Origin of the sequence: Winslowiella sp. 2C04 (assembly GCF_050037805.1) — a bacterium.
GTDB classification, from domain to species: domain Bacteria; phylum Pseudomonadota; class Gammaproteobacteria; order Enterobacterales; family Enterobacteriaceae; genus Erwinia; species Erwinia toletana_A.
This window is the reverse complement of the sequence record NZ_CP188300.1, coordinates 1,465,674-1,491,087: the sequence shown is the minus strand read 5'-3', so window position 1 is coordinate 1,491,087 and position 25,414 is coordinate 1,465,674. Positions and strand designations below refer to the sequence as shown.

Sequence of the window (25,414 nt, the reverse complement as noted above, 5' to 3'; positions counted from 1 at the left end):
AATTAGCGGTCCACGTCTGACATAACAAAATCGATACTACCGAGGTAAACGATCAGATCGGATACCAGGCTGCCGCGGATCACCGATGGGATCTGCTGCAGGTGCGGGAAGCTTGGCGTGCGCACGCGGGTGCGGTAGCTCATCGTGCTGCCATCGCTGGTCAGGTAGTAACTGTTAATTCCCTTGGTCGCCTCGATCATCTGGAAGGATTCGTTGGCTGGCATTACTGGCCCCCAGGAAACCTGCAGGAAGTGGGTGATCAGGGTTTCAATATGCTGCAGCGTGCGCTCTTTCGGTGGCGGCGTTGTCAACGGATGATCGGCCTTGAACGGGCCTTCCGGCATATTGTTCAGGCATTGCTCGAGAATACGCAGGCTCTGGCGCATCTCTTCCATCTTCAGCATCACGCGGGTATAAGCACAGCTGACACCGGCACCGATTGGCACTTCGAAATCGAAGTTTTCATAACCGGAGTACGGGCGCCATTTACGCACGTCAAAGTCGAGACCGGTGGCGCGCAGGCCAGCACCGGTGGTGCCCCATGCCAGCGCTTCATCCATATTGTAAGCAGACACGCCTTTCGAACGACCAATCAGCACCGAGTTTTTCAGTGCGGTTTGCTCATAGGCTTTCAGACGTTTTGGCAGCCAGTCGAGGAATTCGCGCAGCAGACGGTCCCAGCCTTTCGGCAGATCATGCGCCACACCGCCAATACGGAACCATGCCGGATGCATACGGAAACCGGTGATGGCTTCCACCACATCATAAATTTTCTGGCGATCGGTAAAGGCAAAGAACACCGGAGACATAGCACCGACGTCCTGAATAAAAGTGGAGATGTAAAGCAGGTGGCTGTTGATACGGAACAGCTCTGATAGCATCACGCGAATCACATCCACGCGTTCTGGCACTTTAATCCCGGCCAGTTTTTCTACTGCCAGCACATACGGCATCTCGTTAACGCAGCCACCGAGATATTCGATACGGTCGGTATAGGGAATGTAGCTGTGCCAGGACTGGCGCTCACCCATTTTTTCCGCACCGCGGTGGTGGTAGCCGATATCCGGTACGCAGTCGACGATCTCTTCACCATCCAGCTGCATAATGATGCGGAATGCACCGTGCGCTGAGGGGTGGTTAGGACCGAGGTTGAGGAACATAAAGTCCTCATTGGTGGTACTGCGCTTCATGCCCCAGTCTTCCGGCTTAAAGGTCAGCGCTTCCATTTCCAGGTCTTCTTTCTGCTTTGTCAGCTCGAAAGGATCGAATTCGGTGGCGCGTGCCGGATAGTCTTTACGCAGCGGATGCCCTTCCCAGGTCTGCGGCATCATAATGCGCGTCAGATGCGGGTGGCCCTGAATATTGATACCAAACATCTCCCAGGTTTCACGCTCATACCAGTTGGCATTCGGGAACATTTTGGTGATGGTAGGCACATTCAAATCGTTTTCAGACAACGCCACCTTGAGCATGATATCGCGATTGCGTTCAATGGAGATGAAGTGGTAGAAAACGGAGAAATCCGCCGCCGGTAAACCGTCACGGTGGGTGCGCAGGCGTTCATCCATACCATGCAGGTCATACAGCATGACGTACGGTTTCGGCAACTTGCGAAGAAACTCAATAATTTCCAGTAACTGCTCACGTTTTACCCACACCACCGGCACGCCGGTACGGGTAGGCTGCACGGTAAAGGCATCCGGCCCAAAACGATTACGCAGCTCGCCGATCACCGGGTCATCCTGGTGATCGCGGGTTTGCCATGCTGGCTGAGCGAGATCTTGCGCGGTTAAATCTGTCATAAGGTTGTTCACCATTCTGGCCTGTCTGACAGGCACTCAGTGTTGGCGTCAGGTGGGTCAGCGCACGTTACATTGTGATTTTCTTACGCGCTTATCTTGACCACATCCATCAACTGCTGGCTTAAATTTCGTCAGGGGTACGCAGGTTAGTCACTGCAATACGCTCGGCCTGTTTTCTCTCACGCTCGGACTGCATATTGGCGCGATAAACACCCTGATCGCCTACCACCCACGATAACGGGCGGCGCTCTTTACCGATTGACTCCTGCAGCAGCAACAGCGCTTGCATATAAGCTTCCGGACGCGGTGGGCAGCCAGGAATATACACGTCGACCGGCAGGAACTTGTCCACGCCCTGCACCACGGAGTAAATGTCGTACATGCCACCGGAGTTGGCACAGGCACCCATTGAAATCACCCACTTCGGCTCCAGCATCTGGTCATAAAGACGCTGTACTACCGGGGCCATTTTGGTGAAACAGGTACCCGCAACCACCATAAAGTCAGCCTGACGCGGCGAAGCACGGATAACTTCGGAGCCGAATCGTGCAACGTCGTGAACCGCAGTAAACGAAGTGGTCATTTCGACATAACAACAGGAAAGACCGAAGTTAAACGGCCAGAGGGAGTTCTTACGGCCCCAGTTCACCATATCGTGCAGGGCATTCTCTAACTTGCCCATGTAGATATTCTGATGAACGTGCTTCTCCAGGGGATCGGTAACGATTTCCTGTTTCTGCAGGGGATAACGGTCATTCTCACCGTTCGGGTCTATGCGGGTGAGCGTATAGTCCATCTTAATGCCTCGCTGTTACTGCGTATGACGGTTGGTGTGACTGACCGTGGTGGTTTTGACTACGACACGACGACGTGCAGGAGCCCAGTCCAGTGCGCCAATGCGCGCCAGATAAACCAGTCCGGCCAACAGTACCAAAATGAAAATTGCGGCTTCGACAAAACCTACCCATCCGCTTTCACGAATCGCAGTAGACCATGCGTATAAATAGAGGGCTTCAACGTCGAATATGACGAAGAACATCGCCACCAGATAGAACTTGGCGGACAGACGCATCTGCGTCGTACCAACCGCCTCGATACCAGACTCAAAAGGTGTGTTTTTATGTCTTCCGTGGGCTTTTCCGCCCAAAAACCACGCGCCAGCTAACATCAGGCAACAGAGGCCCACGGCGACGATCAGGAAAACAGCGAATGCCCAGTTATGAGCGATGACTTCAGTGGTTGTTGACATACTCTCTGCTTACTCATCAAAAGTGGCGATTAGCGTCCTGCTCTCTTAACGGCAGTTAACACACCACATCGATTCAAGGGAAGGATGAAAAACCTTATAAACTTTGCTGTCTTTAATGATTAAGCAGCAATTTTATGGGGTTTTTTACTCCTTTCTATAACCTTTTGTCAACTTTGACAAAAGTATCCACACGTTATTTTACACCCGCAGCATTTTATTAACATATGATGCGCAGATAATAAGCTAAATCGTGTCAGTCTAACGCTGTAAATAGAGTGTAGCGGGTATTGAGTTGCATGGATCGTGCATTTAACAATCGTATTTTGACAGGAATTGGCCGGTTTTCCTGCCCCTTAATAGGGTTATTTTTTTGATCCAGGACACACTTTTGCCCTTTATGATAAAAAAAAGAGCAATATTTGAAACGATTGCCAACCGCAAGTAATCAATCTCCGGCGAATTTTATGCCGTGATACTTGTCGGGTGGCATCATCAGACAGGAATAATGACAATATTAATTAAGTGGCAAAAAAATGCCTGAAAAAATGAAACAAGCACCCATTAAAAAGCCCCTCACTAAAATAAATTAGTGAAGGGCTTATTTTTAATGGTTAACAAGCTAAATACGCTGATTTAATGAGAACAGGTATCGTTTCGATTAACACATTTACTCTTCGTCATCCAACAGCACATCACTACCCTGACCGACAGCGGTCAGAGTGTAAGGATCGCTGCTGGACTCCATGGCATTGAAAATTGCCAGAGCCAGTTCATTTTCGCTTTCAGGATTGCGGCACAGCAGATATTGCGTATCTGGCAGTGCAGGCAGACCTTCTGCTGCACCCATGACGCGCAGTTCCGGGCTCATCATTTCTACCGGACGAGCCGTTACACCCAGACCGGCTTTCACCGCAGCGCGCACTGCCGCCAACGTAGAAGCGACGTAGGAGATGCGCCATGGGATACCCGCTTCGTTAAGGTGATCAATGGCCATATCACGATACGGGCTTGGTTCATCCAGCAGCACCAGTGGAATCGCTTCACCACGCTGGAAGATATAGTCAGCCGCGCAATACCATAACGTCGGTGAAGTACGCAGTACCTGATGAGTAAAGCTGCCTGGGCTGGAGGTGGTAACCACTAAATCCACTTCTCCCTGGTTCAGCATCTCCATCATGTACGGATTACGCTTCACACGCACATCAATAGCCAGTTTTGGATAGACCGAGGTGACCCGGTTGAGCAGGTAAGGCAGAATAGTATCAGAGGTATCATCGGACGCGCCGATAGTCAGAACCCCCTGAATGTTACTGTACATCAGAGATGTACAGGCCTCGTCATTGAAGCGCAGTATTTTTCTGGCATAACCCAGCAATTGAATACCGTGCTCCGTCAGCAATTTGTTGCGTCCATGTCGGGCAAATAACTCTTTGCCCACCAATTGTTCCAGACGCTGCATCTGCTGGCTTACTGCTGATTGCGTTCTGCACACGGCCGCAGCAGCCGCTGCGAAAGTGTTAAGATCGGCAACCGCAACAAACGTTCTCAGCAGATCGAGGTCGAGGTTGAGAATCGGACGATTTGCATTAGTCATGTTTTTCTTCACTTATTAGATTTTTTACAAACAGCTACCCTGGTGTTACTACATGCTTTATCAGTCAGATAAAGCGGTGACAAGACGTCATGGCGAGAGTGCTAAACAGTGATGTCTCTCAACTCATTAGCTTGTCGGCGAACCTCTGAAACTCCTTTTCACGATACCGGCCCTGTCGATCTCTCACGATCGGACCCTGAGATAAATAGTATCTTTCGTCTGATACATTGTCAGTGCGCACGGCACTAACCCATAAGTTGTAGAAGGCTGCGTCGTCGTCGTTAAATAACACTGCAGCCACTTAAAAGCACATGACTGCTCATGTACTGGTCAAGAGCACTGACCTGGAATCGACGCTCCGTCAGAGTGACCGGGTGACGCCAAATAGTAAATAATACTTAATATTTGTTGCGACAAAATGGTAGATTTTATCGCCGGATTTATCTGCTTTTTTACAGTAAATCCCCTTGATTGTTATCCTGGCATACTGTCGATTATATTTTAAGCCCCAATCTTCTAATTCTTTTCAGTAAAGCAGGATTTTATCAATGAACACCCATTTTCTCTGACCTCGTGCGACAAAAAAAGTTGTCCAGACAACGATCAAAACCCCCACTTAGTTGTTGATGCGAATAAACCTCATCGCCAGTCTCGACCATAATCTGGTCACACCAGCACTTAAAACCGTAACTTCAATTAGAAAGCTTTGATTATTTAGCCATTCATCTATTTATCATTTTCTATCAAATGTGCAGCATATCTGCCGCTGAACACCCTGCTTTTAATGCCGGCATGAAACTGAGCAAATCTCAGCCAGAAGCATATGCTTTGTAAAAACCAATAATGAGATTATTGTACCAAAGATACCGTCAGCGCCCCTGTTGCGTACCGGCGTGATAGTAAAACCGTGGCTATCGCGCCAAAACCTGACTCAGCGCTTCAAAAGCGCTGAACAGAGGAGTAAATTGTGCAGGGTTATTTTCCACGGCAGGAACGCGGCTCTGCCAGTTAAGGCGATGTAGATGAATTTTCAAATTGATAAATCAGGTAAGCTGGACAACGTCTGCTATGACATTCGTGGCCCGGTGTTAAAAGAAGCAAAACGTCTCGAAGAAGAAGGCAATAAAGTCCTTAAACTCAACATCGGTAACCCGGCCCCCTTCGGCTTTGAAGCGCCCGATGAAATCCTGGTCGATGTGATTCGCAACCTGCCGAGCGCGCAGGGCTATTGCGATTCAAAAGGTCTCTACTCCGCCCGTAAAGCCATTATGCAGCACTACCAGGCGCGCGGCATGCGCGACGTCACCGTTGAAGATATCTATATCGGCAATGGTGTTTCTGAGCTGATTGTGCAATCGATGCAGGCGCTGCTGAACAGTGGCGACGAAATGCTGGTTCCCGCGCCCGACTATCCGTTATGGACCGCGGCGGTTTCCCTCTCCAGCGGCAAAGCGGTGCACTATTTATGCGATGAGTCATCTGACTGGTTCCCGGACCTTGATGATATTCGCAGCAAAATCACTCCGCGCACTCGCGGCATTGTGATTATCAATCCGAATAACCCAACCGGTGCGGTCTACAGCAAAGAGTTGCTGATGGAAGTGGTTGAACTGGCGCGCCAGCATAACCTGATCATCTTCGCCGACGAGATTTACGATAAGATTTTGTATGATGCCGCGCAGCACCACTCGATTGCCGCAATGGCGCCGGATCTGTTAACCATCACCTTTAATGGTTTGTCGAAAACCTACCGTGTTGCCGGCTTCCGTCAGGGCTGGATGGTACTGAACGGTCCGAAAAAACATGCAAAAGGCTATATTGAAGGTCTGGAGATGCTGGCATCGATGCGACTGTGTGCTAACGTGCCGGCGCAGCACGCCATTCAGACCGCACTGGGTGGTTATCAGAGTATCAGTGAATTTATCGCGCCGGGCGGCCGCCTGTACGAACAGCGCCAGCGTGCCTGGGAACTGATTAATGAGATCCCCGGCGTCAGCTGCGTGAAACCTCAGGGTGCGCTGTATATGTTCCCGCGCATTGATCCTAAACGCTTTAATATTCATGACGACCAGAAAATGGTGCTCGATTTCCTGCTACAGGAAAAAGTGCTGCTGGTACAGGGAACCGCATTTAACTGGCCATGGCCGGATCACGTGCGCATCGTCACGCTGCCGCGCGTCGATGAACTGGAAATGGCGGTGAACAAGTTTGGCCGTTTCCTTGAAGGCTATCGTCAATAAGCCGTAACGTTGCGGGCAGTGTTATTGCTGCCCGTACCTCAGCTGACGGCTCTCGCGCTGCACAACAGGATAGATCGCTATGAACCAAAGCCATTTCTTCGCTCATCTTTCCCGTCTGAAACTGATCAATCGCTGGCCGCTGATGCGCAATGTGCGCACCGAAAATGTCTCTGAGCATAGTCTGCAAGTGGCCATGGTGGCGCACGTACTGGCACTGATCAAAAACCAGAAGTTTTCCGGTCAGCTTAATGCGGAACGCATCGCCATGCTGGCGCTGTATCACGATGCCAGCGAAGTCCTGACCGGCGATCTGCCGACCCCGGTTAAATATTACAATGCTCAGATCGCCCATGAATATAAGCAGATCGAAAAGATCGCCCAGCAAAAGCTGATCGAAATGCTGCCAGAGGATCTGCAGGATGCTTTCCGGCCACTGCTGGATGAACATCTGCACTCGCCAGAAGAGAGCGCGGTCGTAAAACAGGCTGATGCGTTGTGCGCTTATCTGAAATGCCTGGAAGAGCTGTCGGCGGGCAACAATGAATTCCGTCAGGCAAAGACCAGACTGGAAAAAACGCTTAATGACCGGCGCAGCCCGGAGATGGATTATTTTCTCGAGGTATTCGTACCGAGTTTTAATCTGTCGCTGGATGAGATTAGCCAGGATACGCCGTTATAACTCGCTGCCTGAGTGCACGGGAGCGCATGCAGGCGGCGGTAAACAGTGCTGACAACGCCGGTAAACACGGCTCAGTGACGACGCTGATTCAGCTGTTCTTCTGTCAGGCCGGTTATCTGGCTAATTTCCGCCCTTCTGCAAGCATTTTAACGGCGACGTCTTTCATTGCTTCCTGTCGCCGTTGCTGCAATCCTCTCTCAAGCCCTTTATTTAATCCTTCCTGCTCAAGATGACGCTGCATCGCCGCGATAGCGTAACGCATTGCCGGAAGGTCATATGCTTGTCAGGCAGCGCAGGATATGAGTATCAACTCATGCCGGGCTAAATCATGCTCAGTGCTTTCTGTGCACCTCAAAACTACCGTCAGCATTTTTGTTAATAATCAGCTCTTCCAGTGAGGAGAGCACCATATTAACGTCTTCGAGGCGTGGTGCATCAGACGGTGGGTTGACCGCAATCACATGGCTACCCGCCGCCAGTCCAGACAGGATACCTGCGCCCGCATCTTCCACGACCACACACTCTTCCGGTTCCAGTTGCAGTAGCTGTGCACCTAACAAATAGGCATCCGGCTCAGGTTTACCGCGCGCCACGCGCTCTGCGGTAACAAACACTTCCGGCTCGGGCAAGCCGGTAGCGGCACGACGCGCTGAAGCGACCGGTACTGAACCTGAGGTAACAATTGCCCACGGAATTGCCAGCTCGTCCAGCGTTGCCAGCAGCTGCTGCGCACCGGGCAGAGCGATAATGCCATCAGTATCTTCCGCTTCAATTTTTTCCAGCGCGTAGAATTCACGCTGAATTTCCTCTTCAGAGGCACCAGCCATAAAATGACGCAGTGAGGTAATCGCCTGTTTACCATGGATAAAATTCAGAATCTCTGTAGCATCGATGCCGTGACGTTTGCCCCAGTTGGTCCATGCACGTTCGACAGCAGGGAGTGAATCAACCAGCGTGCCGTCTAAATCAAACAGAAAACCTTTACACTTCACTTGCGTTTCCTTCTCAGGCGTTGATGATTTGCGCGATCTCGTTCGCACTCAGATGGTACTGCCGTGGACAAGTTTGCCACACTGTCAGCATCCGTTGGTATTTTTCCCACATTGGCGTCTGCGCATTAAAGCCATGGGTACCGGAATCGAACTGGGTATAGCGTCCTTCAATATTCACCATAAAGCGCACATAGCCGAGATAGCGCGCCTCCGTCGCGGCATCAAAGCCGAGAAATGCCAGGCGCCGCTCTTCCAGCCCGCTGTTATTTTTCAGATTTGTCCAGGAAACATGCAGCGCATGATGCATCTCCATGATGTCGATAAGCGTGCGGCACACTTCTTCGCTAAGCTCACCGAATTCGCGATCCAGTTCGCGCAGCTGCAAACCGTAACCGCGTTCAACAATGGTCTGCTGACGACGATAGCGCTCGGCATTATCCGCATCAAGCATCGTCATTATTTTGTACTGGTTGGAGAGAATTAAACGCTGGGCGTGGGTCATTTCCATCTTGAACTCCTGTGTCACCTGGACAGTAGTAATTTAAATCAGATGACCAAGAATCGCACAACGCGGAAGACCAGGGTATCGCAAGCAGCGGCTTCTTTGATTTAGCGCGGGTTTCCACCAATTTTTTTTCGGTGGGAACCCGCGAGTCACTCAAAGATCGTCGAGGAAGGTTTTATCGAGCTGTTTAAATGCGCGTTTCAGCACTTCAGCCAGCGACTGGTAGGTGGGTTTACCTTCTACCGGGGCAATCGCTTGTCCGGCTTCCTGCAACTTCGCCCTTACCTCATGGAACCACTGTAACAACGTCGGTGGCAGCGGCGTGACAGAGCGCTTACCCAACCACCACAGCCCCTGCATTGGCAAGGTACAGGCAAATAGCGCCGTGGCCACCGCCGGGCCGAGCTGGCCGCCAAGAGCAATCTGCCATGTGAGGGTAAATATCGCCAACGGAGGCATAAAACGAATGGCGAAACGCGTGGCGCGAGTGACACGGTTTTCCGGGAACATTGGAGCAAGGCGCTTATCGACAGGCCATGTCTTCATATAATGCTGTCCAAGCTGGAACAATTTGAACCAACTGACGGAGCCGGAGTGATTAGCCATGGCGGACCTCAACTTCAGAGATAAAAAATAAAAAAATTAAGTAACCAAACAACTTTACATTACATCCTTCAATATATTTTGTCTTTAACTGTCACTGTCGTTATCCTGAGCGCGATTTTTAGGACTGGAACGTGAGCAATCTTAATCAACTGTTGGCCGGGACATGATTAGTTAAGCTGGCCTTCAAAAAAAACTGTAAAATAACCAAGTTTTTTTGCTGTCGGAGACAATTTTTCCCGTCAGTATGATTTTAATCATTAATGTACCAGCTTTCATGCGCTACGCTGATAGTCTGATTGAGTTTATTTTAGCCACTTTTAACAAATAGGTACTTCCATGTCGAGTAAGTTAGTACTGGTTCTGAACTGCGGTAGTTCTTCACTTAAGTTTGCCATCATCAATCCGGCAGACGGTGAAGAGTATCTGTCTGGTTTAGCTGAGTGTTTCCATCTGCCTGAAGCGCGTATTAAATGGAAGATCGACGGCGCTAAACATGAAGCCGCGTTGGGTGCAGGTGCAGCACACAGTGAAGCACTTAACTTTATGGTTAAAACTATTCTGGCACAAAAACCTGAGCTGTCAGCACAAATCGCTGCAATCGGCCATCGCATTGTGCATGGTGGTGAAAAACTGACCCAGTCGGTAGTCATCACTGATGAAGTGGTTCAGGGAATCAAAGACGCCTCCTCATTCGCTCCGCTGCACAATCCGGCACACCTGATCGGTATCGACGAAGCAATGAAAAACTTCCCGCTGCTGTCTGATAAAAATGTCGCCGTGTTCGACACCGCTTTTCATCAGACCATGCCGGAAGAGTCTTATCTCTACGCCCTGCCGTATTCCTTATATAAAGAGCATGGCGTTCGTCGTTACGGCGCGCACGGCACCAGCCACTTCTACGTGACGCACGAAGCAGCTAAAATGCTGAACAAGCCGCTGGAAGAGCTGAATATTATTACCTGCCATCTCGGCAATGGTGGTTCAGTTTCAGCCATCCGTAACGGCGTTTGCGTTGACACCTCAATGGGTCTGACGCCGCTGGAAGGCCTGGTCATGGGCACCCGCAGTGGTGATATCGATCCGGCTATTATCTTCTTCCTGCACGATACTCTCGGTATGAGCGTTGATGCGATCAACAAACTGCTGACCAAAGAGTCCGGCCTGCTCGGCCTGACCGAAGTCACCAGCGACTGCCGTTACGTGGAAGATAATTACAACGATAAAGCAGATGCTAAACGCGCGATGGATGTATTCTGCCACCGCCTGGCGAAATATATCGGCTCTTACACTGCGCTGATGGATGGCCGTCTGGATGCAGTGGTATTCACCGGTGGTATCGGCGAAAACGCCGCCATGGTGCGTGAGCTGACGCTGGCTAAACTGGCTCTGCTGGGCTTTGATGTCGATCACGAGCGTAACCTTGCAGCGCGCTTTGGCAAATCAGGCTTTATCAATAAAGAAGGCACCCGCCCTGCGGTGGTGATCCCAACCAACGAAGAGTTGGTGATCGCGCAAGACGCTGCCCGCCTTACTGCTTAATGCTTCTCCTCCGTCAGCTCAGGCTGGCGGAGTTGTTTTGGACACCACGCAACACCTGAGAGGTTTACCGTGTCACGTACAATTATGTTGATTCCAACCGGTACCAGCGTCGGCCTGACCAGTGTCAGCCTTGGCGTTATCCGGGCCATGGAGCGTAAAGGCGTTCGTCTCAGCGTCTTCAAACCTATCGCACAACCGCGCCTCGGCGGTAACACGCCAGACCAGACCACCACCATCATTCGCAAAAACTCCTCAATCCCGGCGGCCGAGCCGCTGGAAATGAGCCGCGTTGAATCACTGCTGGGCTCGAATCAGCAGGATGTATTGATGGAAGAGATCATCGCCCGCTATCACGAAAACACCAAAGATGCGGAAGTGGTGCTGGTTGAAGGCCTGGTGCCAACACGTAAACATCAGTTTGCCAACGCACTGAACTATGAAATTGCTAAAACGCTGAATGCAGAAATCGTTTTCGTTACCGCACTGGGCAATGACTCACCGGCTCAGCTGAAAGAGCGTATCGAACTGACGCAAAGCAGCTTCGGCGGCAGTAAAAACAAAAGCATCACCGGCGTGATTATCAACAAACTGAATGCGCCGGTTGACGATCAGGGACGTACTCGCCCTGACCTGTCTGAAATTTTTGATGACTCGACCAAAGCCAGCGTCGCGAATATCGATCCGAAGCAGCTGTTTGCCAACAGCCCGCTGCCGGTTCTGGGCTGTGTGCCATGGAGCTTCGAGCTTATCGCCACCCGCGCCATCGATATGTGCCGCCACCTGAATGCGCGCATCATTAACGAAGGCGATATCAATACCCGCCGCGTTAAGTCGGTGACCTTCTGCGCACGTAGCATTCCACATATGCTGGAGCATTTCCGTCCAGGTTCCCTGCTGGTCACCTCCGCAGATCGCCCGGACGTGCTGGTTGCCGCCTGCCTTGCGGCGATGAACGGCGTGGAAATCGGTGCCATCCTGCTGACCGGCGGTTATGAAATTGATGACCGTATTAACAAACTGTGTGAGCGTGCGTTCCAGACCGGCCTGCCGGTATTTATGGTCGACACCAACACCTGGCAGACCTCACTGAGCCTGCAAAGCTTTAATCTGGAAGTGCCCAGCGATGATACCCAGCGTATCGAACGCGTGCAGGAGTACGTCGCCAGCCATATTGATGCCGACTGGATAGAGTCACTGACTGCCACCTCCGAGCGCAGCCGTCGCCTGTCGCCACCAGCCTTCCGCTACCAGCTGACCGAGCTGGCACGCAAAGCCGGTAAACGCATCGTACTGCCAGAAGGCGATGAGCCACGTACCGTTAAAGCGGCTGCGATTTGCGCCGAACGCGGTATTGCGCACTGCGTACTGTTAGGTAATCCTGAAGAGATTCAGCGCGTTGCAGCAGTACAGGGTGTTGAGCTGGGCGCAGGCATCGACATCGTTGATCCGGAAGTGGTACGTGAAAACTATGTTGCCCGCCTGGTAGAACTGCGTAAAAGCAAAGGCATGACCGAAGTGGTCGCACGCGAGCAGCTGGAAGACAACGTGGTACTTGGTACCATGATGCTGGAACAAAACGAAGTAGACGGACTGGTTTCCGGTGCAGTACACACCACTGCCAACACCATTCGTCCACCGTTGCAGCTGATCAAAACCGCGCCAAACAGTTCACTGGTTTCTTCAGTGTTCTTTATGCTGCTGCCTGAGCAGGTGCTGGTTTACGGTGACTGCGCTATCAACCCGGATCCTACCGCCGATCAGCTGGCAGAGATTGCCATTCAGTCGGCAGACTCCGCAGCGGCGTTTGGTATCGATCCGCGCGTGGCTATGATCTCCTACTCAACCGGTAACTCCGGAGCCGGTAGTGATGTGGAAAAAGTACGTGAAGCGACGCGTATCGCGCAGGAAAAACGTCCTGACCTGGTCATTGACGGTCCGCTACAGTATGACGCAGCGATTATGGCCGATGTGGCAAAATCTAAAGCGCCAAACTCACCGGTTGCAGGCCGTGCTACCGTGTTTATCTTCCCGGATCTGAACACCGGTAACACCACCTATAAAGCGGTACAGCGTTCAGCTGACCTGATCTCGATTGGCCCAATGCTGCAAGGTATGCGCAAGCCGGTCAACGATCTGTCACGCGGTGCGCTGGTAGACGATATCGTTTACACCATCGCATTGACTGCGATTCAGTCCTTACAGGCTGAAGGCTAAGCCGAAAAAAAACCGCTTGCGCCTGCAAGCGGTTTTTCTGCTATTTAGTGCTGCTCTTTGTTACGACTTAACCACAACGAAAGCGCTTTCAGCGAGTCAGAGGTGAACTCATCACAGCGGCTGGTTACCTCTTCCGGCGTCATCCAGAATACCTCTGCAACCTCCTCTTCCTGCATGGCGAACGGGCCATGTGAGACACAGCTAAACAGCCCGCCCCAGACGCGACAGTGTGGATCCTCAAAATAGAACTGCCCGTGCTCGGCAAAAGGCACCGCTGCGATACCCAGCTCTTCTTCCGCTTCACGACGTGCTGACTCCAGTAACACTTCCCCACTCTGCACTACGCCACCCGCAGTGGCATCCAGCATACCCGGCATAAAATCTTTATTATCGGTACGGCGCTGCACCAGAATTTTTCCCATACCATCGTGAACCACGATATAGGTTGCGCGATGGCGCAGGCATTGTGCACGCATCTGAGTCCGACTCGACTGAGCAATCACCTCGTTATCTTCGTTAACGATATCCACCCACTCCGTACCGGCAGCCTGACTTTGTTCCACCATCAGTGACCCTTTTTTTTCTGTTCTGGCGCATGGTTGCGCATATGGTTGTCGCAACCGCCTAAAGTAATGGCTTATGTTATCGGACGCAATAAGCGCAACGGGTAGTTAACGTGTTTTGCCCGATTCTCCTGACCACAGCTGCACGGACGCACGTTGCCACTGGAAAAAAGCGTAATCAGCCAATTTTTCAGGGAGATCGTCACCGTGCAAAGCCAGACGATTAAGCATAATCGCTAAATCGGTATCGGCAATTGACCATTCACCAAACAGATTTTGCTGGCCGCTGACAATCAAGCGTTCAGCGACCGCAATCAGCTTTTGTGCCGCATACTGTCCTGCCTCAGAGAGCGGTGGAAACTTCTCTGCGGCAAACAGCACTTCTGTTGGACGTTCCGCACGCAGCGCTAACAGATCGCTGCGCAGCCAGGCCTGTATTTCACGCGCGCGGGCGCGTTTTTGCAGGTCACGCGGATAAAGGCGTTCAAACTCGGGTGCCGGAAAGCGCTCTTCCAGATACTCCGCAATTGCCGACGACTCGCTTAACAGAAAGTCGTCAACCTGCAGGGTGGGAACCCTGGCAGTCAGTGAGATGTCACGATAGCGTTCACTCAGATGTTCAGCTGATGCCAGATCGACTCGCTTCAGGCTAAAGGGCACCCCTTTCTCAGTCAGCGCCACATAAACCGACATCGCATAAGGGCTGAAAAACGACGCATCGGACCATAGGGTAATTTTCGGATAATCCATTCTGATTCCTTTGACAGAGTGACGCAGACGGAATCTCATTGTTTACCGATTTTTCCCGACAAAGGCAATCGGCAACTGCGGGGATTAGGGCTGGCTTTCGCCTAATGCCGGGCGCAGCTTCCTTTTTCGATCATTTCGCGTCACAGCCGGTTCTCTTCTATGCTGAAAACAGGCTGTCACACAACGCATAAGGATATTCAGCATGCATATTTTACTCACCGGTGGCACCGGACTGATTGGCAGCCATCTTATCCCGCGTTTGCTGCAGTCGGGTCATCAGATCAGTGTGGTAACGCGTGACGTTGCAGCCGCCAGAGCCCGGCTCGATTCGGCCGTTAATCTGTGGTCAGGCCTGGCGCAGCAGCGCGATCTGAATGAAATTGACGCGATAATCAACCTGGCGGGCGAGCCGATCGCCGATAAGCGCTGGAGTGAACATCAAAAACAGAAACTGTGTGAAAGCCGCTGGCAGATTACCGAGCGGCTGGCTTCACTGATAAATGCCAGCAGCAATCCACCCTCGGTGTTTATTTCCGGCTCGGCTACCGGTTTTTATGGCGATACTGGCGATCTGGTAATGACCGAGGACGACCCCGGAAACGATGAGTTTACGCATCAACTTTGCGCACGCTGGGAGGCACTGGCGCTCGGCGCCGCAAGTGAGCGTACCCGCGTCTGTCTGATGCGCACCGGCGTAGTGCTGGCGAAGCAAGGCGGTGCGCTGGCAAAAATGAAACTGCCGTTTAAACTGGGAATTGGCGGGCCATTGGGCAACGGTAAGCAGTATATGCCGTGGATCCATCTCGACGATATGTTGAATGCAATTCTTTGGCTGCTGAATAATCCGCAGTTAGAGGGGCCGTTTAATATGGTGTCACCCTATGCGGTGCGCAATGAGCAATTTGCCGCCGCTCTCGGGCATGCCATGCATCGGCCGGCGTTTATGCGCACCCCAGCCAGCGCGATTAAACTGATGATGGGAGAGTCGGCCGTCCTGGTCCTGGGCGGGCAACATGTGCTGCCAAAACGGCTGGAAGAGTCCGGTTTCGCTTTTCGCTGGTATCAGCTGGATGAGGCTCTGCGCGACGTAGTGTGATCACCGCCGGTGATGATTGCAGGGGCAGCGTTTTCGGCGCCCCTGCATTCAGTATCAAATAAAACTACTTCAATGCACCCGATAAAAACTGCTGCAAACGGGCACTTTTGGGATGGTTGAACAGCTCTTGCGGTGGCCCCTCCTCTTCAATCTTACCCTGATGCAGGAAGATGACATGGCTGGAAACATGGCGAGCAAATTCCATTTCATGGGTTACGACCACCATGGTTTTCCCCTCCTCCGCCAGCTTTTGCATGATACGCAGCACTTCACCCACCAGCTCAGGATCGAGCGCAGAAGTCGGCTCATCGAACAGTAATACTTCGGGTTCCATCGCCAGCGCACGGGCAATAGAGACACGCTGCTGCTGACCGCCGGAAAGATTGACAGGGTATTTACCGCGCGCCAGTTCATCAATACCGACCTTATCCAGATAACGAACGGCACGTTCACGCGCTGCCTGCTTGCTCAGGCCCAGCACCTGGATCGGCGCTTCCATCACATTCTCCAGCACCGTCATATGGCTCCAGAGATTGAAGTGTTGGAATACCATCGTCAGCCGGGTGCGCAGCGTGCGTAGCTGCTCCTTATTGGATACTTTAAGCTGGCCGTCAGTATCGCGCACCAGATTAATCGCCTGATTATTTACCGCAATCGCTCCTTCGCTGGGTTTTTCGAGAAAGTTAATGCAGCGTAAAAATGTGCTTTTTCCGGACCCTGATGAACCAATAATACTGATGACGTCACCGGCATTGGCCTGCAATGAAACGCCCTTCAGCACCTCATGTTTTCCATAGCGCTTATGGAGTTCAGTTACGTTTAATTTATTTTCGGCCATAGTGTTACTTACTCAATGGGACGATGAGGGTTTAACATGCGCCAGCCAGCGCTTTTCCGCCATGCGGAACAGGCTGATCAGCACATAGGAAATAACCAGATACAGCACGGCAGCAATACCAAAGGCGGTAAACGGCTGATAGGTTGCCGAATTAATATCACGCGCAACCTTCAGTAAATCCGGCACCGTAGCGGTAAATGCCAGCGCGGTAGAGTGCAGCATCAGAATCACTTCGTTGCTATAGGCCGGCAGCGCGGAGCGCAGGGCTGAAGGCAGAATAATGCAGCGATAAAGTTTGAAAGTTGAAAAACCATATGCGCGTGCCGCTTCGATTTCACCGTGTGGTACACCACGAATTGCACCAGCAAAAATCTCGGTGGTATAGGCACAGGTGTTCAGCGTCAGAGCCAGCAAGGTGCAGTTCAGGCCGCTGCGGAAAAAGGCATTCAGCATCTCGGTGCCTTTCACCACCTCCAGCGTATACATGCCGGAATAGAATACCAACAGCTGCACATACAGCGGTGTACCGCGAAACACATAAGTAAACAGCCAGACAGGAAAACGCACCGCGCGATTCGGCGATACCCGGGCAATCGCCAGTAGCACCGCCATGCAACCGCCGAGCACCACCGAAATAATGAGCAGCCAAAGAGTGATCGCCACGCCGGTAAAGCGATAGCCGTCGGTCCAGAGCAGGGCTTTCCAGTACTCGTGAATAATCTCGATCATAGTTCTGCCCTTTTCACCCCTACCGAGTAGCGGCGTTCAAGCCACCACAACACACCGTTCGATAGCGTGGTAAATATCAGATAAATCACCCCGGCCACAATGGCAAAATAAAACGGTTCCCAGGTACTTTTTCCTGCCAGCTGGGTTGCCTTTACCAAATCCTCAAGACCCAGAAGAGACACCAGCGCAGTGGCTTTCAGAATAACTTGCCAGTTATTGCCGATACCCGGCAGAGCAAAGCGCATCATGCCTGGAAACAGAATGCGACGGAAAACCTGCGAGCCGGTAAAACCGAACGCGGTCGCCGCTTCAATTTGGCCTTTCGGCACCGCCAGATAAGCACCCCGGAATGTTTCAGTAAAGTAAGCGCCGTAAATAAAACCCAGCGTCAGGATACCGGCCACCATCGGGTCGATATTGAACTGTTGAATCCCGACAGCATCGGTTACCGCGTTGAGGGCGATCTGCAATCCGTAAAAGATCAGCAGCATCAGTACCAGATCGGGCACACCACGAATCAGGGTGGTGTAACCTTCGAAAATGAGAGCAATAAGACGATTGCTGGATAACTTTGCACCCGCGCCAATCAGACCCAGCACTACCGCGATTAACAGCGAACTTAACGCCAGCTCCAGCGTGACCGCTGCGCCTTTTAAGATGACTTCAGAATAGCCATACAGCATGGATGTAATCCTGTCGTATACAGTCGAACAAATGGCCGCCCGCCTGCTGCGGGCAACCATCACAGGCAACCTCAATCGCCTTTCACTGATTGAGGTTGACGACAGGTGTTACTCAGCCACCGTAGACATCAAAGTCAAAGTACTTCTTCGCCAATTTGTCGTAGGTGCCGTCTGCACGCATCTCAGCGAAAGCTTTATCAATTGCCGCTTTCAGCTCGGTATCATCTTTGCGCATGCCCATACCGGTACCGACGCCAAAAATCGCATCATCTTTCACTGCCGGGCCGGCAAACTGATAATCTTTACCTACCGGTTGCTTCAGGAAGCCTTCGCTGGCAGCGACTTCATCCTGAAATGCAGCATCAATACGACCGGCGGTCAGATCCTGATAGACCAGATCCTGGTTAGCGTAAGGCGTGACCGTCACCCCTTTTGGACGCCAGTACTGGTTAGCGTAAGTTTCTTGTGTGGTGCCTTGCAGCAGGCCAATAGTTTTGCCTTTCAGTGACTCAGTCGTCGGCTGAATTGGCGAACCTTTAGGGGCGATCAGACGAGAATTGGCAGCATACAACTTTTCAGAGAAGGCGATCTCCTGCTGACGTTTTTCGGTGATGGAAAGTGAAGAGATAATCACATCGATTTTCTTCGCCTTCAGCGAAGGGATCAGCGCATCGAAATCACTTTCGACATAGCTACATTTCGCTTCAATACGTTTGCAAATCTCGTTGGCCAAATCGATATCAAAACCGACCAGTTGCCCCTGCGCGTTTTTCGACTCGAACGGCGCATAGGTCGGATCGGTTCCGATACGCAGATTTTTTGGTACAGCAGCGAACGCACTGCTTGCGCTGGAGAAGGCCAGCACCAGAGAAAGAGCCAGGACCTGCTTTTTCATACATTACCCTCAAGTAAATTGCTTATTTTTATATGGTGCGAGATGTGTTTGCGCCGTTTCTTTTTGCAGATTTCATGCCAGTTCTTTGGCATGTTGCTGCCCGGAATGAGTGTGCAATGTACACGGCTAAAACCGGGCGCTGGCGCTTAGTTTGCGAGGGAAATATAACAGGGTTGTTGTGGCCTGGCGGCAATTATGTTGCTTTTTAGTGCGCGCGATGCACGAATAGTGATCCAGTCCTGATTATTGCACCATCGCGATGCAATTGGCTAAATGTTACGCACCCTGCCAACGTGTAAACAGATCCTGTGGCAGGGAAATCTCAAACTGATCGATCACCCGGTTCACCGTTTGGTCGATTATTTGCTGGATAGTTTCTGGCCGGTGATAAAACGCCGGCACCGGCGGCATAATAATCGCACCCAGCTCTGCCGCGCTGGTCATCATCCGCAGATGCCCCAGATGCAGCGGGGTTTCACGCACGCAGAGCACCAGCCGCCGCCGCTCTTTTAACACCACATCGGCTGCGCGCGTCAGCAGATCGTCGGTATAGCTGTGGACAATGCCCGACAGCGTCTTCATTGAGCAGGGTAAAATCACCATGCCATCGGTTTTAAACGAGCCGGATGAAATACTGGCGGCAATATCGCGCACGTCATGCACCACGTCGGCCATCGCCTGCACGTCACGCACCGACAGATCGCTTTCCAGCGCCAGCGTCTGGCGTGCCGCCTGACTCATCACCAGGTGAGTCTCCACTTCCGCTACCTGCTGCAAAACTTGCAGCATACGCACGCCATAAATTACGCCGCTGGCGCCGGAAATTCCGATAATGAGTCGCTTCATACTTTTGCCTTGTTCAGTCACGCTTAATCGCGCAAGTTTGGACGTTGACGCACTAAATTACAACTGCGCTGCCAGTGCGGCGATGATCCCTTTGCGGGACATCCAGCAGCAGCGCAAAAAGATATTTACCTGAAACATGACTTAAATCGTCTCCCCCATCGACAAGCGATAATGCAAATCTACTTGTTCAATGGTGGGCTGATGCTGAATCTTTTTAATCAGCATCCCGGCGGCAATTTTGCCCATATCAAAGCGCGGCGTAATCACACTGGCGAGTTTAGGCGTGATCACCTGACCAATTTCCAGACCGTGGAACCCGGCAATCGCCAGCTGCTGCGGAACAAGGATGCCCGCCGCATGGCACTCCTGTAACACCCCAACCGCCAGATCATCATTGGTACAGAGAATACCGTCCATATCCGGGTACATCTGCCGCGCCAGCGTCATCATGCCGCTGCCAATCGACACTGATGACACTTTACCCGGCACAATACGGCCAGCCGCTAATCCCGCCGCCGCCATGGCTTCGCTGTAGCCAGCATAGCGCTGTTGATCGCGGGCGTCTGACATTGACCCGAAATAAATAATCCGTTTTTTGCCGCTGGCAATCAGCATATTGGTCATATCAAAACCGGCACGAGTATTATCAAAACCGACATTGATCCGCCCCGGCGTCTGGCTTAGCCCCATCACTTCAGCCACCGGAATCGCGGCGGCGTTAAGATATTTTTCGGCGCGTACCGTATGAGTGGTTTCGGTCAGCAGCAGCGCTTTAACATTAAAGGCCAGCACCGTGGCGATTTGCTGTTCCTCGCGTTGCTGGTCGTAGTCGTAATTGACCACCAGCGTTTGATAGCCCTGCGCACGGGTAACAGATTCGATACCCGCTAACAGATCGGCGAAGATTTGATTGTGAAAAGAGGGGATCAGCACCCCGATACGCGGCAGCTGATGGCTGACCAGATTATCAGTATCAGGCTGATAACCGACTTCCGCGATAACGCTGGCGATCAGCGCGGCGGTCTCTGCTTTGACTTTTTCAGGCGTGCGCAGATAGCGGCTGACCGTCATTTTTGTTACACCAGCCAGGGTGGCAATATCATGTAACGTTATGCGTTGCATTTTCATTATTCATGTCCGTCACACGGCCACTACGTTGCGCCATTATGCCTGCTGTATTAGTAATGAGAAATTTGCCAATAAAAAAGCCAGCCGGTTTAAACCGGCTGGCATGATTTTCAGCAAAAGTCAGAGCAATTGACGCGTCAGCCTTAACCTTCGTTGTGCATCTCAAGGTTTTCCACTTCATTCTGGCGCGCCAGTGCTTTGGCATCGTCATTACGCAGTGACTGGAGATACTCAAGATATTGCTGATCGACATCTTTAGTGACGTAAATACCGTTAAACACCGAGCATTCAAACTGCGCGATATCCGGATTCTCTTCTCGTACCGCTTCGATCAGATCGTCAAGATCCTGGAAAATCAGCGCGTCGGCGCCAATAATCTGGCGAATCTCTTCTACCTCACGCCCATGAGCAATCAGCTCGGTGGCGCTTGGCATATCGATGCCGTACACGTTCGGGAAACGAATTTCCGGTGCTGCAGACGCGAGATAAACTTTCTTCGCTCCGGCCTCACGCGCCATCTCAATAATCTGCTCAGAGGTGGTGCCTCGCACAATCGAGTCATCCACCAACAGCACGTTTTTATCGCGGAACTCTGCACGGTTGGCGTTCAGCTTACGGCGAACCGCGCTGCGGCGCAGGTGCTGGCCCGGCATAATGAAGGTGCGGCCAACATAGCGGTTTTTCACAAAGCCCTGACGATAAGGCTTATTCAGAATCCCGGCAATCTCCAGCGCGATATCGCAGGAAGTTTCCGGAATAGGAATGACCACGTCGATATCCAGGTCTTCCCATTCGCGCGCAATCTTGGCACCGAGCTTGGTTCCCATACGCACACGGGCACTGTAGACCGAAATCTTGTCGATAAACGAGTCAGGACGGGCAAAGTAGACGTATTCGAACAGGCACGGATTGCTTTTCGGATTTTCCGCGCACTGACGCGTAGAAAGCTGCCCTTTCTCGGTGATGTACACCGCTTCGCCCGGCGCGACATCACGCAGGAACTCGAAGCCGAGTGTATCCAGCGCCACGCTCTCCGAGGCTACCATATACTCAACGCGACCATCAGCCATTGCACGCTTGCCGATCACCAGCGGACGAATGCCGTTTGGATCGCGGAAAGCCACCATACCGTGACCGATGATCATCGCCACCACAGCGTAAGCACCGCGCACCCGCTGGTGCACCGCAGCCACCGCCGCAAAAATGTTTTCAGCTTCCAGCGGATAGTGCTGAAAGCGATCCAGTTCCTGCGCAAAGATATTCAGCAGAATTTCTGAATCAGACGTGGTGTTAACGTGGCGACGACCGCTTTCAAACAGCTGCTTACGCAATTCATGTGCGTTAGTCAGGTTGCCGTTATGTGCAAGGGTAATGCCGTAAGGGGAGTTAACGTAGAAGGGCTGCGCTTCAGAAGCACTGGAGCTTCCGGCGGTCGGATAACGGACGTGACCGATACCCATATTACCCTGCAGACGCTGCATATGACGCGCTTCAAATATATCGCTGACCAGGCCATTCGCCTTACGCAGACGGAAGCAATTTAATGCATCGATGGTGACGATGCCTGCAGCATCCTGACCACGGTGCTGAAGCACCGTTAACGCGTCATAAATCGACTGGTTTACCGGCATGAAACCGGTGATACCGACAATACCGCACATGTTGTCATATCCTCATAAGCCGCACCCCCGGCGCGATTACCGGGGTAAAAAACTCGACGTGCTTTGCAGGTAGTCAAAAAACCACCTGATGATGTAACTGAACTGGGGAACCAGTTGAGACTGTTGCCAGTCCGGACTTTTTGAGAAGCCGGTGAATGTATCGAGGAAAAACAGAATGGCAGAAACAATCAGTACGCCACGCAGTGCCCCGAAACAGACGCCCAACACCCTGTCGGTACCTGACAGGCCGGTCTTTTCGACCAGGGAGCCAATCACATAATTCACTATAGCCCCCACGATCAGGGTGGCAATAAAGAGTATGCCAATGGCAATTCCATTTCGAACCAGTTCGTCTTCAAAACCTGTGAACCAGACCGCAAGATAGGAGTAGTAATGACTGGCGACAAAGAATGCGCATCCCCAGGTAACGAGAGATAACGCTTCCCGAACAAACCCGCGGATCAGGCTAACCAGAGCCGAAAAACCGATAACCGCAATGATGACGTAATCTATCCAGACCATGAACTCTTCCAGCGACAGTGCCCCTGCATCCAGTTCGGGGCGAATTCTAACAGAAAAAGAAAACGTTTGCGTAACATTTTCCTTTGCCAGACCAAATAAAAAGAGGCGATTAAAAAAACCTCAATCGCCACGGGTTATTACATTAATTAGCGACCCCGGCGACGAGAATTCAGCATTCCGTATGCCATCAGAGCGGGAGCCGAAACGGCTCCCGTTGGTCAGTGAAAACGCGATTATTTACCGCACGCTATAAGGCTTAACCACGCCACCCAGGCCAGTAATCCCTTTGAGTTCACTGACAGAGGCCTGCATTTTGGCTTTTGATGCGTCCGGGCCAACATAGATACGGGTAATCTGATCCTGTACCGGCGTTGACGGCACGGTATAAGCGCGATAGCCCGACAACCTAAGCTGCGCGACAATCTCATTCACTTTCGCCGCATTTTTCAATGCGCCCAGCTGCACCACATACGCCTGACCGCTCGGTGCTTGCTCCTGCGGCTTATTTTCCTGCTTCGGCTGTTCGACCGGTTTGGCCTGCTCAACCGGCTTCGGTTTCTCTACCGGTTTCGGCTGAGGCTTCGGCTGTTCGACCGGCTTCGGCTGCTGCTGCGGTTTTGTCTGCGGCCTTGGCTGCTCCACCGGTTTCGACGGCTGCATCGGTGGCGGTGAAATCACCGTCGGCTTGCTTTCTGTCTGCGGCATCGTTGCGCCATTATCCGCTGGCTGCGAAGTGCGATCGCTGTCACCCTCCACTGCCTTGCCCGCGCCCTCTGGCGGCTGCGATGGCAATGACTGGGTGACAGGCGGCACCATATCAGTTTCCTGCTGATCGCCCGGTTTAGGCACCAGCGGGATCGCCGCAAATTCCTCTTTATAGTGCTTCTTCTTACCGTCAAGCAGACCTGGCAATACGATAACGCCAACGGCGACCAGAATGACGGTTCCGACTAAACGGTTCTGAAACTTACTTGCCACTGCCGTTCTCCGTTTCCATCGCTTCCATTACCTGTGCCACGGTGTGGAACGATCCGCACACCAGCACAATATCTTGTTGCTGCGCCTGCTGTAACGCTGCCTGCCATGCTTCAACTACGCTGGCAAAGCTCTGTCCATCCGGCAGACAGGCGATCAGCTGGTCGGCTGTCGCCCCGCGTGGCCCTTCCAGCGGAGCGCAATACCAGTTATCTACCTGCGGCGCTAAACAGGCAAGCGTTCCGGCGATATCTTTATCGTGCAGCATACCGACAACCGCATGCACTTTCCCCTGCTTTGGCAATTCAGCCAGTCGGCTGGCCAGATAACTGGCGGCATGCGGATTATGAGCAACGTCAAGAATAACGCGCGGCGCGCTGGCCACGGTCTGAAAACGCCCCGGCAGAATGGCTTTGTCCAGCCATTCACGGATAATCGCTTCGTCCACCTGCAACGTCGAGGCGCGCAGTGCTGCCAATGCGGTAGCCGCATTCGGCAGCGGCACCTGAGGCAGCGGCAGGTCATTTAAATTGCCGTGGCTGTCGGTATAGCTCCAGCGGTTACCCTCAAGGTGATAACGCCAGTGACGATCGCGTTGTAACAGCGTTGCACCCAGTGCATCCGCCACTGCGGCGATCGACTGCGGCATATCCGGTTCACCAACCACCGCTGGTTTGGCACCACGAAACACGCCCGCTTTTTCGCGACCAATACTTTCGCGATCCGGGCCGAGCCAGTCGGTATGATCAAGCGCAATACTGGTAATGACTGCCACATCAGCATCGACAATATTGGTGGCATCAAGACGTCCACCAAGGCCAACTTCCAGAATCACCACATCAACCGCCGCCTGCTTAAACAACATCAGCGCCGACAGCGTGCCGTACTCAAAATAGGTCAGCGATGTCTCACCGCGCCCGGCTTCAATCGCGGCAAAACTGGCGGTATGAGCAGACTCCTCCAGTTCGGCTCCCTGAATACGCACGCGCTCGGTGTAACGTATCAGATGCGGGGAACTGTAGACGCCAACCCGATAGCCCGCTGCCATCAGCAGCGTTTCCAGCGTACGGCAGGTGGTGCCCTTACCGTTAGTCCCGGCGACGGTAAACACCGTTGGCGCGGGTGTTAACAGATCAAGGTGGTCAGCAACGCGCCGGATACGATCCAGCCCGAGTTCGATAGCCTGAGAATGTAAATGCTCAAGATAGTGAAGCCACGTGGCCAAAGGCGACGTGGCTTGAGGAAGGTGAAGATTATCCATGTGTCCCGTTCACAACGTTACGGTTCATTGGTGAAAGGTACAGCATT

General features: G+C 52.3%; 25 protein-coding genes. 5 read left to right on the top strand and 20 right to left on the bottom strand.

All coding sequences use genetic code 11. The annotated features are described in order from the left end of the window. Positions 1-2 precede the first annotated feature (2 nt). From nuoC to lrhA, 4 genes are all read right to left on the bottom strand, one after another. Positions 3-1,817: an NADH-quinone oxidoreductase subunit C/D gene (gene nuoC / locus ACP3TC_RS06540; RefSeq protein WP_313852894.1), complete on the bottom strand. Its 1,815-nt coding sequence runs from the start codon at positions 1,815-1,817 to the stop codon at positions 3-5. 106 nt (positions 1,818-1,923) lie between these two features. Next, a complete protein-coding gene (locus tag ACP3TC_RS06535; protein ID WP_052897294.1) occupies positions 1,924-2,598 on the bottom strand; it encodes a NuoB/complex I 20 kDa subunit family protein in 675 nt (224 codons plus the stop codon). 15 nt (positions 2,599-2,613) lie between these two features. Further along, the gene (locus tag ACP3TC_RS06530; protein WP_052897292.1) at positions 2,614-3,051 is read right to left on the bottom strand and encodes an NADH-quinone oxidoreductase subunit A; all 438 of its coding nucleotides are present in this window, start codon (positions 3,049-3,051) and stop codon (positions 2,614-2,616) included. Positions 3,052-3,718: 667 nt separating this feature from the next. After that, complete coding sequence (lrhA, locus tag ACP3TC_RS06525; RefSeq protein ID WP_313852895.1) at positions 3,719-4,645, bottom strand: transcriptional regulator LrhA; 927 nt, start codon at positions 4,643-4,645, stop codon at positions 3,719-3,721. 1,022 nt (positions 4,646-5,667) lie between these two features. On the opposite strand from lrhA, the gene ACP3TC_RS06520 reads away from it, so the two are divergent. Together ACP3TC_RS06520 and yfbR are read left to right on the top strand one after the other, a co-directional pair. Then, positions 5,668-6,885, top strand: a complete 1,218-nt coding sequence (locus ACP3TC_RS06520) for a pyridoxal phosphate-dependent aminotransferase (RefSeq protein ID WP_313852896.1) — start codon at positions 5,668-5,670, stop codon at positions 6,883-6,885. Positions 6,886-6,964: 79 nt separating this feature from the next. Continuing rightward, positions 6,965-7,564, top strand: coding sequence for a 5'-deoxynucleotidase (gene yfbR, locus ACP3TC_RS06515; RefSeq protein WP_426817810.1), 600 nt, complete (start codon positions 6,965-6,967; stop codon positions 7,562-7,564). A 112-nt stretch (positions 7,565-7,676) separates the two neighbouring features. Here the strand turns inward: yfbR and ACP3TC_RS06510 are convergent, their stop codons facing one another. From ACP3TC_RS06510 to yfbV, 4 genes are all read right to left on the bottom strand, one after another. Beyond that, positions 7,677-7,826, bottom strand: a complete 150-nt coding sequence (locus ACP3TC_RS06510; RefSeq protein WP_426817809.1) for a hypothetical protein — start codon at positions 7,824-7,826, stop codon at positions 7,677-7,679. Positions 7,827-7,896: 70 nt separating this feature from the next. Further along, a complete protein-coding gene (locus ACP3TC_RS06505; protein WP_313852901.1) occupies positions 7,897-8,556 on the bottom strand; it encodes a sugar phosphatase in 660 nt (219 codons plus the stop codon). Between the two features lie 13 nt (positions 8,557-8,569). Next, the gene (locus tag ACP3TC_RS06500) at positions 8,570-9,064 is read right to left on the bottom strand and encodes a YfbU family protein (protein ID WP_313852902.1); all 495 of its coding nucleotides are present in this window, start codon (positions 9,062-9,064) and stop codon (positions 8,570-8,572) included. A gap of 150 nt (positions 9,065-9,214) precedes the next feature. After that, positions 9,215-9,667, bottom strand: coding sequence for a terminus macrodomain insulation protein YfbV (gene yfbV / locus ACP3TC_RS06495; protein ID WP_313852903.1), 453 nt, complete (start codon positions 9,665-9,667; stop codon positions 9,215-9,217). Between the two features lie 336 nt (positions 9,668-10,003). Here yfbV and ackA point away from each other — a divergent pair, with 336 nt between their 5' ends. Both ackA and pta read left to right on the top strand, forming a co-directional pair. Next, positions 10,004-11,206, top strand: a complete 1,203-nt coding sequence (gene ackA / locus ACP3TC_RS06490) for an acetate kinase (RefSeq protein ID WP_313852904.1) — start codon at positions 10,004-10,006, stop codon at positions 11,204-11,206. A gap of 69 nt (positions 11,207-11,275) precedes the next feature. Further along, positions 11,276-13,420 carry a phosphate acetyltransferase gene (gene pta / locus ACP3TC_RS06485; protein WP_426817808.1) on the top strand — a complete coding sequence of 715 codons (2,145 nt, stop codon included), beginning with the start codon at positions 11,276-11,278 and terminating at the stop codon, positions 13,418-13,420. A 44-nt stretch (positions 13,421-13,464) separates the two neighbouring features. On the opposite strand, the gene yfcD is transcribed toward pta, so the two are convergent. Together yfcD and yfcF are read right to left on the bottom strand one after the other, a co-directional pair. Continuing rightward, positions 13,465-13,986 carry an NUDIX hydrolase YfcD gene (gene yfcD / locus ACP3TC_RS06480; RefSeq protein WP_426817807.1) on the bottom strand — a complete coding sequence of 174 codons (522 nt, stop codon included), beginning with the start codon at positions 13,984-13,986 and terminating at the stop codon, positions 13,465-13,467. A gap of 105 nt (positions 13,987-14,091) precedes the next feature. Then, the gene (gene yfcF / locus ACP3TC_RS06475) at positions 14,092-14,733 is read right to left on the bottom strand and encodes a glutathione transferase (protein WP_313852909.1); all 642 of its coding nucleotides are present in this window, start codon (positions 14,731-14,733) and stop codon (positions 14,092-14,094) included. Positions 14,734-14,935: 202 nt separating this feature from the next. On the opposite strand from yfcF, the gene ACP3TC_RS06470 reads away from it, so the two are divergent. Continuing rightward, positions 14,936-15,829, top strand: coding sequence for a TIGR01777 family oxidoreductase (locus tag ACP3TC_RS06470; RefSeq protein WP_313852911.1), 894 nt, complete (start codon positions 14,936-14,938; stop codon positions 15,827-15,829). A gap of 64 nt (positions 15,830-15,893) precedes the next feature. Here the strand turns inward: ACP3TC_RS06470 and hisP are convergent, their stop codons facing one another. From hisP to folC, 10 genes are all read right to left on the bottom strand, one after another. Further along, a complete protein-coding gene (gene hisP, locus ACP3TC_RS06465; RefSeq protein ID WP_313852913.1) occupies positions 15,894-16,667 on the bottom strand; it encodes a histidine ABC transporter ATP-binding protein HisP in 774 nt (257 codons plus the stop codon). 12 nt (positions 16,668-16,679) lie between these two features. Next, positions 16,680-17,396, bottom strand: coding sequence for an ABC transporter permease (locus tag ACP3TC_RS06460; protein ID WP_313852914.1), 717 nt, complete (start codon positions 17,394-17,396; stop codon positions 16,680-16,682). Continuing rightward, positions 17,393-18,079, bottom strand: a complete 687-nt coding sequence (locus ACP3TC_RS06455; RefSeq protein WP_313852915.1) for a histidine ABC transporter permease HisQ — start codon at positions 18,077-18,079, stop codon at positions 17,393-17,395. The genes ACP3TC_RS06460 and ACP3TC_RS06455 overlap by 4 nt, the downstream gene beginning before the upstream one ends. Positions 18,080-18,191: 112 nt before the next feature. Continuing rightward, positions 18,192-18,974, bottom strand: coding sequence for a histidine ABC transporter substrate-binding protein HisJ (hisJ, locus tag ACP3TC_RS06450; protein WP_313852916.1), 783 nt, complete (start codon positions 18,972-18,974; stop codon positions 18,192-18,194). A gap of 276 nt (positions 18,975-19,250) precedes the next feature. Continuing rightward, the gene (locus ACP3TC_RS06445; protein ID WP_313852917.1) at positions 19,251-19,820 is read right to left on the bottom strand and encodes a UbiX family flavin prenyltransferase; all 570 of its coding nucleotides are present in this window, start codon (positions 19,818-19,820) and stop codon (positions 19,251-19,253) included. A gap of 141 nt (positions 19,821-19,961) precedes the next feature. Next, entirely contained in the window at positions 19,962-20,948 is a 987-nt protein-coding gene (locus ACP3TC_RS06440; RefSeq protein ID WP_426817806.1) for a LacI family DNA-binding transcriptional regulator, read from the bottom strand. Between the two features lie 143 nt (positions 20,949-21,091). After that, positions 21,092-22,609 (bottom strand): amidophosphoribosyltransferase, encoded by a 1,518-nt coding sequence (gene purF, locus ACP3TC_RS06435; protein WP_313852921.1) that lies wholly within the window; start codon positions 22,607-22,609, stop codon positions 21,092-21,094. 36 nt (positions 22,610-22,645) lie between these two features. Next, a complete protein-coding gene (cvpA, locus tag ACP3TC_RS06430; protein ID WP_052897382.1) occupies positions 22,646-23,131 on the bottom strand; it encodes a colicin V production protein in 486 nt (161 codons plus the stop codon). Between the two features lie 237 nt (positions 23,132-23,368). Continuing rightward, on the bottom strand, positions 23,369-24,109 hold the full coding sequence (dedD, locus tag ACP3TC_RS06425) for a cell division protein DedD (RefSeq protein WP_313852923.1): 741 nt from the start codon (positions 24,107-24,109) through the stop codon (positions 23,369-23,371). Further along, on the bottom strand, positions 24,099-25,367 hold the full coding sequence (gene folC, locus ACP3TC_RS06420) for a bifunctional tetrahydrofolate synthase/dihydrofolate synthase (protein WP_426817805.1): 1,269 nt from the start codon (positions 25,365-25,367) through the stop codon (positions 24,099-24,101). Before folC ends, dedD begins: the two co-directional genes overlap by 11 nt. Positions 25,368-25,414 lie beyond the last annotated feature (47 nt).